Raw genomic sequence first — 13,654 nt, 5'->3', positions numbered from 1 at the left:
GCCCTAGTGCGAGTACACCGTGATCGGCGACGAGAGCGGACCGGGCGGCACGATCGGGTAGGCCGCGATCCTCCCGTCGCTCGCGATCGACACCGACGCCTGCACGGGCTGATCGCTCGAGACGACGAGCTGGTCGATGCCCTGATCGACGGTGACGGAGGAGTAGGGCCCGATCTCGACGGTGCGCGAGCCGGACGCCGCGTCCAGCACGACCGAAGCGGTCGTGTCGCTCGCGTTCGCGAGGTGGAGGCGCGCGCCGGGCTCGCCGGTGCTCGCCACTCCGAACGGCGTCGAGACCGAGGTACCGGAGGCGAACCAGGCGTAATCGGTGCCGGCTGTCCCGGTCGAGGTGGTGCGCCCCGCGGCGACGACGGGCTCGTCCGAGTTCAGGGTGATCCGGTAGGAGCCCTCGGCGAGCCCGGACAGCGGCACCTCGCCGACACGGCCCGCCGGCACCACGACCTGCGTCGACGTGCCCGCGCCGCTCGGATCCTCGTTCGCCACTTCGATCGACACGGTGCTGTCCGCCTCGCCGGGCGCGAGGATGCGCAGCACGGGGCTGCCCGCTCCCCCGCTGCCGTCGTCGCTCGACGTCTCGGCGGGAGGCGAGGCGATGCGGTAGCCCGAGATGACGGTCAGCGTCGACGGCGACGCGGAGGGGGCGGTGGTCTCGATGCCGACCGGAGTCAGCCCCGAGATGGCGGTGCTCTGCAGGCTGGCAGCGATCTCCCCGCCGCGCGCGGTCATCCGCACCACCGGCTGCACGACGTCGGGAGCGAGACCGGCCAGGGGCAGGGCGCGGACCGTTCCGGCCGGGACGACGATCCCGGACGCGCCGGTGGCCTCGAGGGGGCCGTTCTCCCCGTAGAGCGCCAGATCGACGGTGGCCGCGACCTCGCTCGCATTCGCGAGGACGAGCACCGAGGTGGAGCCGATGTCGGTCGATCCGCCGACGATCCAGCTGTCGGCCGAGGGCTCTGCGCAGCCGAGCGCGCTCAGGCCCGACACCGTCTCGTTCGCGATCGACTGGGTGGTCGCTCCGCCGGGAACCGGATCGGACTCCGCGGGGACGAGGAGACCCGTGACTCCGCTGCCGGGCGCCGCCAGATCGGGCTCGTCGAGGGCCGTCGAGCTCTGGACGACGTCGTCGGGCCACACCGAGGTGCCGGAGCCCTCGAACGCGCGGAGCTCCTCCGGCTGCGTCGCGTCGAGCAGATCGCCGCCGCAGACGAGGGTGCTGTCGGCGGCCACGGGCGTCACGACGACGCCGTCGGCGGCCCGTGTCGCGGCGGGCAGCGGGAGCAGCTGGGGCAGGACGACCGCGGTCGCGGCGAGGACGACTCCGGCGACGCCGACCGCGGTGCGCAGGGCGCTGCGGCGGCGTCGGGCGGCGGAGGCGCGGCGATCGCGGGGCGGTGTCGGCGCCGTCGTCGCGACGGAGTCGGTGGTCGCGGCTCCGGGCCGGCCGGTCGAGCCGGCGCGGGCGCTCCGGCGGTCGGCGCGGGAGGAGCGGCCCGAGGGCGGGGTGGCGGGCATGCTCGTCTCCTGGTCGCGGGGGTCAGACATCGTCGGTCCCGTCGTCGAACTGGCCGGTGGCCTCGCCCGGTTCGTCGTCGATCCCGGCCACCGGCGCGCCGGAACGGCCGCGCTCGAGCGAGAGCCCGGTGGGGACCGCCAGGAGGAGCGCGACGAGGAGGATCAGCAGGAGTCCGGCGGTGTAGGCGATGCCGAACGGACCGACCACGTCCTGTGGGGCGGCCTCGGCGCGGCCGCCCTCGGGATCGACGGCGCTCCAGAGCAGGCCGTAGCGGGTGTCGCCGACGGCCGAGAACGCGGCGTTGCCGTCGAGCGAGACCGCGGCGCGGGCGCGGACGGCCGAGGCCGCGTCGCCCGAGTCCTCGCTGCTCGCCTCGGTGAGGACCACGAACCGGACGCCGAGCTCGTCGAGCGCCGACGCCACGTCGTAGCCGGTGCGCGACACGAGGTTGCCCGCGAGCTCGTCGATCTCGTCGGTGCTCTCGGCCCCCGTCGCGGCGAGCGTCGACTGCTGGTCGAGCGTCGCTCCGGCGCCGCGCTCGAGGCGGGCGAGGATCCCGCCGTCGGCCTGCGGCACCAGCACGACGGTGCCCACCCGCGGGTCGTTCTGCGCCTCGGCGGCCACGTAGGCCGGCAGCGAGCGGTCGGAGGTGCTCGCGATGGACGAGTGACCCTGCGGGAAGGCGAGGGCGAACGGGCCGACCGCGAGTGCGGCGGCGACCGTGACCACGAGCGCGGGTACCAGGCGGAAGGACGGCAGGGCGCCGAGCGAGAGCGAGAAGCCGATGACCAGACCGAGCCAGTAGAGGCTGAGCGGAGATCCGCTCCACACGGCCACCGGCTCGGAGCCCGCTGTCGCGACCTGGATCCCCTGCGCGAGGGAGGCGGTCAGCAGTCCGGCGGAGGCGACGCCCACGCCGCCGAGGGCGGACAGGTTGTTCGGCAGGAGGAGGGAGGCGAGCGCCGCCACGATCAACGGCAGCACCAGCACGGCCGTCGCCAGCGGCGCGGCGGCCTCGGTGATCCCGATCTGCGACAGCAGGTCGACCCAGCCGGCGGTCAGCGCCGACGGCACGCCCGCGAGCAGGGAGAACAGGTCCGCGCGCGCCGACGGGAGCGGGACTCCGGGGTCGGCGAGGATCGCGAGCCAGTCCCCGCGGGGAGCGTGCGCCACGACGAGCGGGAACAGCAGGGCGGCCGCCGGGATCGGCAGTCCGGCGAAGCGCCCGACGCGCCGGCCGGAGGTCGCGAGGATCACGATCCAGATCGCCAGGAGCGGCAGGGACAGGATCGGCGCGCACGCGACCACGGCCGCGGCCAGGAGCGACGCGGTGGCGGACGCCGACCACGAGCGGTAGGCGCCGAAGCCCGCGAAGAAGAGCCAGGGCAGCAGCACGTGCACGAGGATCGGGCCCGGGCGCCCGTCGGACTGCGCAGCGGCGAACGCGGGTGCGAGGATCCAGACGAGCGCGCCGAAGGCCCGCGCGAGCGGCCGCGGGGTGATCCGGGCGATCATCAGCCAGGCGCCCATCGCGGCCAGCGGGAACGCCGTCAGGTACAGCAGCACCATCGCGTAGCTGGGCGACCAGAAGGTCAGCGAGCCGAGGACGGCGAGGACGCCGGCGAAGGGGTCGGCCGCGCCGATGAAGCCCGAGCCGAGGTCGCGCCAGCCGTACGCCGCGTTCCGCCAGAGCTCGCCGACCGTCGGCGACAGGGTCAGCAGACCACCGCCACTGAGAGCCGGAGCCGCGATCAGCGGGGTGTAGACGATCAGGCCCGCGAGCGCCGCGACGAGGACGACCCACACTCCTCCGCTCTGGAAGAAGTGCAGCGGGTGGCGGTCGCGACCAGCCTGCACCCGCACGGCGTCGTGCCGCACGGAGCGCAGCTGCCGCACGGTGTCGAGCGGGATGCGCAGCGGCGCGATCGACTTCCAGCCGACGTTCTTCGAGGAGCGGAGGATTGTGCGGGCGCGGAGCACCTTGGTGCCGCCGAACGCCACGACGACGGCCGCGAGCAGCTCGCCCCCGACGAGTCCCGGCTGCTTGCGCAGGAGCCGGACGACCGCCCGGCCGACGGCGAGCGGCACGAGGGAGAGCCAGTGGAGGACCAGGAGCGCCACGGGCGCGTAGGCCAGGCGGCGGTGCAGCTGGGCGGTGCGGTGCTGGCGCGCCCGGCGGCGCTCGCCTCCGTCGATCCGGCGGCCGTCGGGGCGCTGCAGGCCGATGCGGGCGGTGGTGACCCGCGCGTCCGGCACCCGGCTGACGCGGTGCCCGGCGAGGCGGGTGCGGATCGAGAAGTCGAGGGCGTCGTCGACGACCGGGAGCCCCGGATCGAAGCCGCCGAGCTCCTCCCAGAGGCTGTGGCGCACGAGCATGCCGCCCGCGGCGACCGAGAGCACGTCGGGGTTGGCGTCGTGCTGGCCCTGGTCGAGCTCGTCCTCGACGAGGTGGACCGTGGTGCCGTAGTTGGTGATCGACTCGCCGTAGCTGCGGATGTAGCCCGATCGCGTCCAGTCCATCACCTTCGGGCCCGCGACGGCCACGGACGGCGCGACCTCGACCGCGCCGAGGAGGGCCGCGAGCGCGCCGGGCTCGGGTGCCGAGTCCTGCGCGAGGAGCCAGAGCCACTCGTCCTCCCCCGCCGGGGGCTGCATCACGCGGACGGCGCGAGCCACGGCCTGGCCGAAGGGGAGGTTCTCGGCGACCTGCACTAGCTGCGAGGGACCCCAGGAGGCGAGCAGCTCACCCGTTGTGTCCTTCGATCCCCCGTCCACGAAGACGGTGGCGTCGGGCTGCCGGGTCTGGGCTCGGAGCGCCGCGAGGGTGCGTTCCAGATACGCGGCGCCGTTGCGCGCGACGAGGACGGCGGTTACTCGGGGATACATCGCGGACCACCCTAGGCGATGGCGGCGGAGCACTCGCCAGCGGCTCGCCGCCCCGCCGCGAGGGCGCGGATCGACCGCGCCCGGGTCGTGGCGGCCCTACGCGCGGCGGCGGAGCTTGCGGCGCTCGCGCTCGGAGAGCCCGCCCCAGATGCCGAAGCGCTCGTCGTTCTCGAGGGCGTACTCGAGGCACTGCGAGCGCACCTCGCACGAGGTGCAGATCTTCTTGGCATCACGCGTCGAGCCGCCCTTCTCGGGGAAGAACGCCTCGGGATCCGTCTGCGCGCAGAGCGAGTCCGCCTGCCAGGAGAGGGCGCCGCCGGGCGCCTCGGTCTCGGGGTCCAGGCCGGGTCGGACACCGGGCACGCCGAGACGCACCGGATCGACGAACCAGTCCTCGGGAACCCCTGCGCGGCCGGCCGCTCCCCGCAGCTCGCTGGAGGCGTACTGACCGCCGCGGTCGGAGAGGGTGCCGCCGGGTTCCGAGACTCCGCGTCCTGAGACGCTGTCGGGAATTGCCATGCCGTCTCCTACCCCGCCGGTTCCGATGATCGGCGACCCGCTCCTCCCGGAGGCGCCGCCCACGTAATTACACCGGTGTCATTCCCGAAGGTCAAGTCGCAGACTGTAAACCCTCAACAACCCGTGGAGGGTTCACGACACTCCGGCGTGTCGCAAGCGTGACGCCGGAGTGCCGTCCTCAGGCGGTGGCGGCGCTCCGGGCTCGCCAGGCGCTGTCGACCATGTCCGAGAGGGAGTGGCGCATCTCCCAGCCGAGGTCGCGGCCCGCGCGCTCGCCCGAGGCGACGATGCGCGGCGGGTCGCCCGGGCGGCGGGGAGCGGTCTCGGGCTCGAAGTCGATGCCGGTCGTCTCGGCGATGGCGCGCATGATCTCGCCGACCGAGGCGCCGTCGCCGCTGCCCAGGTTGTAGACGGGCTCGATCGGCTCGCCGGCGGCCAGACGACGTGCCGCGGCGACGTGGGCGAGCGCGAGATCCGCGACGTGGATGTAGTCGCGCACGCAGGTGCCGTCGGGCGTGGGGTAGTCGGTGCCGTAGATCTTCGGCGTGCGGCCGGCCAGCAGCGCTTCGAAGACCAGGGGGAAGAGGTTGTGCGGACTCGTGTCGTACACGTCCGGGTATCCGGAGCCGACGACGTTGAAGTAGCGCAGCGACGCGTGCCGGACGCCCCAGGCGCGTCCCGCGTCGGCGAGCAGCCACTCGCCGATGAGCTTGGACTCCCCGTAGGGCGACTCCGGGCTCTTGGGGGTCTCCTCGGTGACGAGGTCGACGTCGACCGCGCCGTAGACCGCCGCGCTGGAGGAGAAGACGATCGAGGAGACACCCGCGCGCTCCATCGCCGCGAGCACACGGAGGGTGCCCGTGACGTTCTGCTCGTAGGTGTGCAGCGGCTTCTGCACCGAGACCCCGGCGTACTTGAAGCCGGCGACGTGCACGACGCCCTCGATCGGGTGCTCGGCGAAGACCCGGTCCAGCAGCGCCTCGTCGAGGATCGAGCCGCGGTGGAAGGGGACCCCCTCCGGCACGAACGAGTCGTGGCCCGACGACAGGTCGTCCACGACGACGGGGTCGATGCCCTGCTCGGCGAACGCGCGCACGACGTGCGCCCCGATGTATCCGGCTCCCCCGGTGACCAGCCATGCCATGTGCGACTCCCTCGATCGTCGGCGGCCCTGCTCGGCGCCGTCGCTACTGTAGCGGCGACGTCGGAACACGCTGCTCTGGCGGGATGTGGTCGGCCCGCGATATCCTGCCGCCGTGCTCCGCTCCGTCGCCCTCGTCGCCCTGCCCGGTCTCGCCCCGTTCGAGTTCGGGGTCGTCTGCGAGGTGTTCGGCATCGACCGCACCGCTCAGGGCGGGCCCGCCTTCGACCTGCGCATCGTGACGACGGATCCGGGGCCGGTCACCACGAGCCTCGGCTTCGACATGGTCGTCGAGGGCGACCTCTCCGGGGCGGAGGACGCGGACCTCCTCGCGATCCCGGCCCTCCCCCGCGGCCCGGTGGACGAGCGCGTGCTCGACCTCCTCCGGCGGGCGCACGCCCGGGGCGCGTGGATCCTCAGTGTGTGCAGCGGGGCGTTCGTGCTCGCCCAGGCGGGGATCCTCGACGGTCGACGCGCCACGACGCACTGGATGCACACGGACGAGCTCGCCGAGCGGTTCCCGTCGGTCCGGGTCGACCCCGACGTCCTCTTCGTGCAGGAGGGGCGCATCGTGACCAGCGCCGGCACCGCCGCGGGGATCGACGCCTGCCTGCACATCGTGCGGGAGGAGTGGGGCGCCGCCGCCGCCAACGTGGTCGCGCGGAGGATGGTCGTGCCGCCGCAACGGCACGGAGGCCAGGCGCAGTACATCCGCACGCCGATCCCGGAGGCCCGGGCGGACTCGTTCGCGGAGGTCACCGAGTGGATGCTCGACAATCTCGACCAGGAGCTCGCCGTCGAGACCCTCGCCCGCCGCGCCCTGATGTCGCCTCGCACCTTCGCGCGGCGGTTCCGGGCCGACCTCGGCACCACTCCGCTCGCCTGGCTCAACCGTCAGCGCCTGCTGCGCGCGCAGCAGCTGCTCGAGGAGACCGATCTCACCCTCGAGACGATCGCGGGACGGGTCGGGTTCGGCACGGCGGCCGTGATGCGCCACCACTTCGTGCGCGTGCTGCAGACGACGCCCGCGGCCTACCGCCGCACGTTCGCCTGCGCCGAAGCGTCCTGATCCGGCGGACGGAGGGCTACTGCGTGGCGACGAAGAGCGTCCCGCGGCCGCTCACCGAGAGCGTCCCCTCGGACGGCGTGACGAAGACACTGCCTCCGCGCTCGACGCGCGTCCGGCCCTCCGCGCCCTCGAGGACGAAGGATCCCGCGGTGGCGGTCGCGATCGCCGGACCGTGCAGCTCCAGCTCCACGGCGTCCTCCGACACCGGCTCCACGACCGCGAGCACGAAGTCCGGCACGTCCGGCCGGTAGATGCGGACACCGGGCGCGACCTCGTGGGCCGGAAGGTAGGGCACCGGCAGCGGCGAGAACTCGAGCACGTCGACGAGCTCGGGCACGTCGATGTGCTTGGGCGTCAGCCCGCCGCGCAGCACGTTGTCGGACGCCGCCATCAGCTCGACGCCGGTGCCGTGGAGGTACGCGTGGATGTTGCCCGCGGGCAGGTAGAGCACCTCGCCGCGCGAGAGCCGCACCCGGTTCAGCAGGAGCGACAGCACGATGCCCGGATCGCCCGGGTAGCTCCCGGCGAGGTCGGCGACGGTGCGGGTATCGAGGCGGTCGTCCCCGTCGGCGGCCGCCACGACGGCGTCGACGAGAGCCGACACCTCGCTCCGGTCGCCGTCGGCGAGCAGCCAGGACACGGCGCGGCGGAGCACCTGCTCGGCGTCGCCGTCGAGAGTCGCGGCGAAGGCGCGGATGACGGCGGCCTGCTCATCGGCGGCGCGGTGGGAGAGCTCCTCGAGCAGCGCCTGAGCCTGGGCGGGATCGCGGAAGCCGCACAGCGCGTCGAAGCTCTCGGTGAGCGCGTAGATCAGCTCGGGCTTGTGGAACGGGTCCTTGTAGTTCCGGTCCGCCGCGTCGCGCGGGATCCCGGCCTCGTCCTCCTCGACGAAGCGGCGCTGCGCGGTCTCGGCCGAGGGATGCGCCTGCAGCGAGAGCGGGCCGCCCGCGGCGAGGATCTTGAGCAGGAACGGGAGGCGCGGAGCGCCGGACACCGGGTCGGTCGAGCCGTGCGATCCGGCGAGCGCCGCCTCCGGCTCCCGCGCGATCCAGTCCGCGAGGGTGTCCGCGCCGACCGACGCGGGGTCGAGAATGCGGGAGGGCGATCCGGGGTGCGCCCCGAGCCACAGCTCCGCCTCGGGACCGCCCGACGCCGGGGTGCCGAGTGCGTCCGAGATGCCGGTGAGGGACCCCCAGGCGTAGTCGCGGGGGGTGTTGCCGATCGGGATGAACACGGGCCGGGCCTTTCCGTCCGGGGAGCAGAGGAGGAGCCGCGCGCGTACCGGGGCCTCCCGGGGCCGCTCCGCCCCGACGCTAGCAGGATCCACAACGGCGACCGCCGGTGGCGGGGCTCCCCTTGGCGCTCCCCTCCACCGTTCGTGCCGTCGCGGACCCGCGTTCGTACGCTGGCACCAGCCGCGTCGCCGCCGCTGGATCGGCAGGGCGGTCCGGCTCGAACCAGGGAGCGACGGAGCACATGGACAGCACGATCTTCGAGACGCTGGCGGCCGATTTCTACGGCTTCGCCGGCGGTCTCTCCCCCGCCGAGAAGGACCTCCTGGTGGGCCTCCGCGCCTTCCTCGAGGAGCAGGTGCGCCCGATCGCCGACGACTACTGGGAGCGTGCCGAGTTCCCGCGCCACCTCGTGCCGGGGATCCACGCGACGGGCGCCGTCGGGCTCTCGTGGCCCCGAACGCGCGCGATCGAGAACTCGGCCGTGTTCCGCGGCTGGGTCGCTCTCGAGCTCGGCAGGGTCGATGCGGGCATCGCCACCTACGTGGGCGTGCAGAACGGACTCGTCATGGGCACGGTCGGCGTGACCGGATCGGACGAGCAGCGCGCCGAGTGGCTGCCCAAGCTCGCCTCCGGCGAGGTCATCGGCGCCTTCGGGCTGACCGAGCCCCACTCCGGCTCGGACTCGGCGCAGGGGCTGCGCACGACGGCGCGCCGCGACGGCGACGACTGGATCCTCGACGGGGAGAAGCGCTGGATCGGGAACGCGACCTTCAGCGACGTCACCGTGATCTGGGCCAAGGACGCGGAGGACGGGCAGGTCAAGGGCTTCCTCGTGCCCACCACGACTCCGGGCTACCGCGCCACGGCGATCGCCCGCAAGCAGAGCCTGCGCACGATCCAGAACGCCGACATCGTCCTCGACGGGGTACGCGTGCCGGAGTCGCTCCGGCTGCAGAACGCGAACTCCTTCCGCGACACCGCGAAGGTCCTCCGCCTGACCCGCGCCGAGGTGGCCTGGCAGGCGATCGGAGTCGCCATCGGCGCCTACGACGCGGCCCTGCGGTACGCCCGCGAGCGCGTCCAGTTCGGCAAGCCCCTCGTCGGCCACCAGCTCGTGCAGGACCTCCTCGTCAAGAGCATCGGCAACATCACCGCGAGCATCGCCCTGGCGACCCGGGTGTCCGAGATGCTCGACGCCGGCGAGCAGCGCGACGAGCACTCCGCCCTCGCGAAGGCCTACACGACGGCGCGCATGCGCGAGACGGTGGCGTGGTGCCGGGAGGTGATGGGCGGCAACGGCATCGTGCTCGATTACGGGGTCGCCCGCTTCTTCGCCGATGCGGAGGCCCTGTACTCCTACGAGGGCACGCGCGAGATGAACACCCTGATCGTCGGCCGCGCGATCACCGGCACGGCGGCGTTCGTCTGAGCCGGAGCGCCGCGACCGCTCTCTAGACTGATCGCCATGCCTCGACGCGCCGCGCCCACCGCTCCCCGAGCGCTCGCGGTCGCGATCCTCACGGTGCTGATCTCGGGCCAGGCGCTGCGCAACCTCGCCGGCTGGTGGGGCTGGGGCCTGGTCGTGGGAGCACTCCTGATCGCCGCGGTGGTGCTCGTCGTGCGCGAGCGGCCGCGGCTGCTCTGGAGCCGGACGCCCAAGTCGCTCCTGGCCTTCCTCGCCCTGGTCGTCCTGTCGCTGCTCTGGTCGGCGTACCCCGGCGCGAGCGCGATCGGCGTCACCGCGCAGCTCGCGACGACCTTCGGAGGCGTCGTCCTCGGTCTGACCCTGGGCGCCGGCGCCTTCGTGACGGCCCTCGGACGGGCACTGCGCATCACGGTCGGCCTCTCGCTCCTGTTCGAGCTCGTCGTGGCGGTCGTCGTGCGGCAGAGCGTGCTCCCGCTGGTGATCGATCTGCCCGCATCGGGCCCGATCCCCGACGCCTTCTACTGGTCTCAGGCGGCGCTGTTCACCGGCGAGCCGATCCAGGGCATCGTCGGCAATCGCAATCTGCTCGGCTTCGCCGCACTGCTGGGCCTCGTCGTCGTCCTGATCGAGCTCGCCGCGCGCACGGTCGGCCGCCGCTGGGGCGTGCTCTGGGCGCTCGTCTTCGCCGCGACGCTGCTGCTCACCCGCTCCTCGACCGTCCTGCTCTGCCTCGTCGCCGTCGGGCTCGCCGCCGTCTTCGCGCTCTGGGCGCGCCGCCGCGGCGAGGACGGGCGGCGACCGGTCTACGTGACCGCCGCGGCCGTCGGCGCCGTGCTCGTCGTCGGAGTCGCGTCGGGCTGGGGCGCGCTGCTCTCCCTCCTGGGCAAGAGCGAGGACGCCACCGGGCGCCTCGACATCTGGAGCGCCGTCTGGGACCTCGCCGCCCAGCGCCCCGTGCTCGGGTGGGGCTGGGTCAGCTACTGGGCCCCGTGGGCCGCTCCGTTCGACACGCTCGCCGAGCGCAAGGGCGTCCTCTACCTCCAGGCCCACAACGCCGCGCTCGACGTCTGGTTCCAGCTCGGAGTCGTGGGGCTCGTGCTCTTCTGCGCCCTCACCGTGTCGACGCTCTGGCGCTCCTGGTTCCGCGCCGTGGACCGGCCCCGCCGCAGCGCCACGGCAGCGCTGCCCTACTCCGCGCTCTCGCTGGCGCCGCTGCTCATCGTGGTCGCCCTTCTCGCGCAGTCCCTCGCCGAGAGCCGCCTGCTGATCGAGAGCGGCTGGCTCCTGCTCACGGCCCTCGCCGTCCTGACGAAGCAGCCCGCGAACGAGGCGGAGGAGGCCCTGTCGGCCGAACGCCCCGCCGTCGCGGGCGAGCGTCCGGGGCGATGACGGACCGGCGGCCCTCCGCTCTCCCGCCGTACCTCTCGGACGCGGTGGCGTCCCCCCGGTTCGCCGCCGCCCTCGCGCAGTCGACCCTCGTCGTCGTCCTGTGCGCCCCCGCGGTGCGCGGCATGATCGGCTGGCCCGGGTACATCGCCGGCATCGCGACGCTCACGGTCCTCGCCGCGGCGATGCTCGTGCTGCGCCGGGGCACCCTCGACTGGGAGGGTCTCCTGCCGACGAGCATCCTCGTGTTCCTGGGCTGGATCGCGCTCAGCGTGCTCTGGAGCGGGTACCAGTGGGCGACCGTCTCGAGCGTCGCCTATCAGCTCGCGCTCGCGTTCCTGGCCATCGCGATCGGAGTGACGCGCGACATCATCCAGATCATCCGCTCGGTCGGGGACGTGCTGCGCTTCGTGCTCGCGGCGTCGGTCGCCGTCGAGGTGGTCGCGGGCGTGCTCATCGACCGTCCCCTGCGGTTCCTGGGCGTCGAGGGGCAGCTCGCGGTGGGAGGCCCGATCCAGGGGCTGGTGGGCACGCGCAACCAGCTGGGCCTGGTCTGCCTGCTCGCGATCGTGACCTTCGCGGTCGAGCTGATGACCCGCTCCGTCGCCCGCGGCCCGGCGATCGCGTCGCTCGCTCTGGCCGGCGCCACGCTGCTCTTCACCCGCTCGGCGGTCAGCGCCGGGGTGCTGGTGGTGGCGGCCGTCGTCGCGCTCGCCTTGCGCTGGGTGCGCCGGGGCGACAGCGAGCACCGGCGCACCCGGCAGTACGTCACGGTCGGTGTCGCCGTCGGCGCGGCACTCGCCGCGTGGATCTTCCGCTCGCGGATCATCGAGATGCTCAACGCCGGCAGCGAGTTCGAGTTCCGCCTCACCCTCTGGCAGCAGGTCGGACGCTTCGTCGACCTCGCCCCGCTGATCGGCTGGGGCTGGGTGGGCTACTGGCGCACGGAGCTGTACCCGTTCACCGCGATCGACTTCCTCTCGGGCCGGCCGCACTCCTCCAGCCTGAACGCCCTGTTCGACCTCGCCCTCCAGGTCGGCGTCGTGGGAGCCGTGCTCTTCACGGCGCTCGTCGGCCTCGCGCTCTGGCGCTCCTGGCTGATCGCCTCCGAGCGCAAGGCCGTCGTGCACGTGTGGCCCGTGATGGTCCTGACCGTGCTCGTCGTGACCGCTCTCGCCGAGAGCTCGATCCTGCTGGACGCGGGTTGGCTCCTCGTCGTGGTGTGCGCCATGCGCGCGGCGCAGGGCCTCAGCTGGCGCCGCCTGCTCCGCCCCCGCGACTGACCCGGCGGCGGGCCACGGAGCGGAGCACCTCGAGGTGCTCGGCTCGGCAGCTCTCCCAGTCGAACTCGGCCGCTCGGGCGATGCCGAGCGGCGCGAGCTCCTCCCGACGCGCGATCGCCTCGACGATGCCGTCGGCGATGGAGCGGGCGTCGAGCGGATCGACGTACACCGCGGCGTCACCGCAGATCTCGGGCAGCGACCCGGCGTCGGCGGCCGCCACCGGGCAGCCGGACGCCATGGCCTCGATCGGAGGGAGGCCGAAGCCCTCGTAGAGGCTCGGGAAGGCGAGGACCGCCGCCCGTCGGTACAGCTCCGCGAGCTCCTCCGGAGCGACGTGGCCGCGCCACTCGACGAAGTCGGGCAGCTCGCCGAGCCGGTCCAGGTCGCCTCCGGTCAGCACGAGGCGCAGGTCGTGGCCGTCGGCGCGGAGCAGCCGCATCGCCTCGAAGAGCCGCGCGTGGTTCTTGTGCGGCCAGGCCCGGGCCGGGAAGAAGACGAAGTCGTCCCGCTCGCCCGTGTTCGGACGGAAGCGAGAGGTGTCCACTCCGAGGTGCGAGACGTGGATCCGCTCCGCCGGGATCCCGAGGAGCTCGACGATCCGCCCCTTGGTGAACTCGCTGATCGTGATCACCGCATCCGCACGCCGAGCGGTGGCCTCGTAGGCGACCCGGCGGAACAGCCGCTCCACCCGCGGGAAGAGCTCGGGCAGGTCGCGGTGCTGCAGGTCGAACAGCATCTGCACGTGCCCCTGCCGCCTCGACGGCCACGGCAGCGGGACGGTGAAGGGGAAGTACAGCGTCTCGTCGCGCGCGAGCCTCCGGCGCAGCCGAGCGGTCCGGAGCAGTGCCTGCAGCATGCCGATCGCCCGCCTGCGGTGACCCGCGCCGCTGACGACGCCGCCGGCGACGAGCTCCGCGACGCCCTCGCTGAAACCGCGCGCGTTCTCGGGCACGAGGACCTGCACGCGCAGATCCTCCTCCCCCGCCCGCGGCACGAGGAGGCGCGTCAGAGCACGGGCGTAGGTCTCACCTCCCCCCATCCCGCCGGGGTCGACGGTGAGGACGGCGAGCGTGACGGGGAGCTGGTCGGGCATGGCGTCCAATCGGTGTCTCGACCGGCCAGGATAGCCGCGCTCGGCACCGCCCCGCCGGTGCCGATCCGGACCTCCCCGA

Annotated in this window: 10 protein-coding genes; 4 read left to right on the top strand and 6 right to left on the bottom strand. The window is 73.6% G+C overall.

Annotation, left to right across the window (positions count from 1 at the left end):
* Nucleotides 1–3: 3 nt before the first annotated feature.
* The 4 genes from C1I63_RS11200 to galE all read right to left on the bottom strand — a co-directional run bounded on the left by C1I63_RS11200 (nt 4) and on the right by galE (nt 6,086).
* On the bottom strand, nt 4–1,536 hold the full coding sequence (locus C1I63_RS11200; protein WP_107574835.1) for a DUF5719 family protein: 1,533 nt from the start codon (nt 1,534–1,536) through the stop codon (nt 4–6).
* A gap of 22 nt (nt 1,537–1,558) precedes the next feature.
* Nucleotides 1,559–4,423, bottom strand: a complete 2,865-nt coding sequence (locus C1I63_RS11195) for a glycosyltransferase family 2 protein (RefSeq protein ID WP_107574834.1) — start codon at nt 4,421–4,423, stop codon at nt 1,559–1,561.
* Nucleotides 4,424–4,519: 96 nt separating this feature from the next.
* Nucleotides 4,520–4,852: a WhiB family transcriptional regulator gene (locus C1I63_RS19775; protein ID WP_280523133.1), complete on the bottom strand. Its 333-nt coding sequence runs from the start codon at nt 4,850–4,852 to the stop codon at nt 4,520–4,522.
* Between the two features lie 268 nt (nt 4,853–5,120).
* Complete coding sequence (galE, locus tag C1I63_RS11185) at nt 5,121–6,086, bottom strand: UDP-glucose 4-epimerase GalE (RefSeq protein ID WP_055788177.1); 966 nt, start codon at nt 6,084–6,086, stop codon at nt 5,121–5,123.
* Between the two features lie 112 nt (nt 6,087–6,198).
* Here galE and C1I63_RS11180 point away from each other — a divergent pair, with 112 nt between their 5' ends.
* A complete protein-coding gene (locus C1I63_RS11180) occupies nt 6,199–7,152 on the top strand; it encodes a GlxA family transcriptional regulator (protein ID WP_055788173.1) in 954 nt (317 codons plus the stop codon).
* Between the two features lie 16 nt (nt 7,153–7,168).
* Here the strand turns inward: C1I63_RS11180 and manA are convergent, their stop codons facing one another.
* A complete protein-coding gene (gene manA / locus C1I63_RS11175) occupies nt 7,169–8,386 on the bottom strand; it encodes a mannose-6-phosphate isomerase, class I (protein WP_107574832.1) in 1,218 nt (405 codons plus the stop codon).
* A gap of 242 nt (nt 8,387–8,628) precedes the next feature.
* Between manA and C1I63_RS11170 the strand changes: the two genes are divergently transcribed.
* From C1I63_RS11170 to C1I63_RS11160, 3 genes are read left to right on the top strand one after another with little or no spacing between them, the layout of a single operon-like run.
* Nucleotides 8,629–9,816, top strand: coding sequence for an acyl-CoA dehydrogenase family protein (locus C1I63_RS11170; RefSeq protein WP_107574831.1), 1,188 nt, complete (start codon nt 8,629–8,631; stop codon nt 9,814–9,816).
* 36 nt (nt 9,817–9,852) lie between these two features.
* A complete protein-coding gene (locus tag C1I63_RS11165) occupies nt 9,853–11,202 on the top strand; it encodes an O-antigen ligase family protein (protein ID WP_107574830.1) in 1,350 nt (449 codons plus the stop codon).
* Nucleotides 11,199–12,482: a hypothetical protein gene (locus tag C1I63_RS11160; RefSeq protein WP_055788162.1), complete on the top strand. Its 1,284-nt coding sequence runs from the start codon at nt 11,199–11,201 to the stop codon at nt 12,480–12,482. Before C1I63_RS11165 ends, C1I63_RS11160 begins: the two co-directional genes overlap by 4 nt.
* On the opposite strand, the gene C1I63_RS11155 is transcribed toward C1I63_RS11160, so the two are convergent.
* A complete protein-coding gene (locus C1I63_RS11155; protein ID WP_107574829.1) occupies nt 12,448–13,575 on the bottom strand; it encodes a glycosyltransferase family 4 protein in 1,128 nt (375 codons plus the stop codon). The two genes, C1I63_RS11160 and C1I63_RS11155, sit on opposite strands and share 35 nt — an antisense overlap.
* Nucleotides 13,576–13,654: the final 79 nt, after the last annotated feature.

Source organism: Rathayibacter caricis DSM 15933 (genome assembly GCF_003044275.1).
Taxonomy (GTDB): domain Bacteria; phylum Actinomycetota; class Actinomycetes; order Actinomycetales; family Microbacteriaceae; genus Rathayibacter; species Rathayibacter caricis.
The sequence above is the reverse complement of the archived record's forward strand: the minus strand, read 5'-3'. Positions and strand labels throughout refer to the sequence as shown.

What these genes read in the sequence shown, in the direction of transcription:
- C1I63_RS11200 (WP_107574835.1), bottom strand. Translation starts at nt 1,536, where the DNA reads ATGCCCGCCACCCCGCCCTCGGGCCGCTCCTCCCGCGCCGACCGCCGG.
- C1I63_RS11195 (WP_107574834.1), bottom strand. Translation starts at nt 4,423, where the DNA reads ATGTATCCCCGAGTAACCGCCGTCCTCGTCGCGCGCAACGGCGCCGCG.
- galE (WP_055788177.1), bottom strand. Translation starts at nt 6,086, where the DNA reads ATGGCATGGCTGGTCACCGGGGGAGCCGGATACATCGGGGCGCACGTC.
- C1I63_RS11170 (WP_107574831.1), top strand. Translation starts at nt 8,629, where the DNA reads ATGGACAGCACGATCTTCGAGACGCTGGCGGCCGATTTCTACGGCTTC.
- C1I63_RS11165 (WP_107574830.1), top strand. Translation starts at nt 9,853, where the DNA reads ATGCCTCGACGCGCCGCGCCCACCGCTCCCCGAGCGCTCGCGGTCGCG.
- C1I63_RS11160 (WP_055788162.1), top strand. Translation starts at nt 11,199, where the DNA reads ATGACGGACCGGCGGCCCTCCGCTCTCCCGCCGTACCTCTCGGACGCG.
- C1I63_RS11155 (WP_107574829.1), bottom strand. Translation starts at nt 13,575, where the DNA reads ATGCCCGACCAGCTCCCCGTCACGCTCGCCGTCCTCACCGTCGACCCC.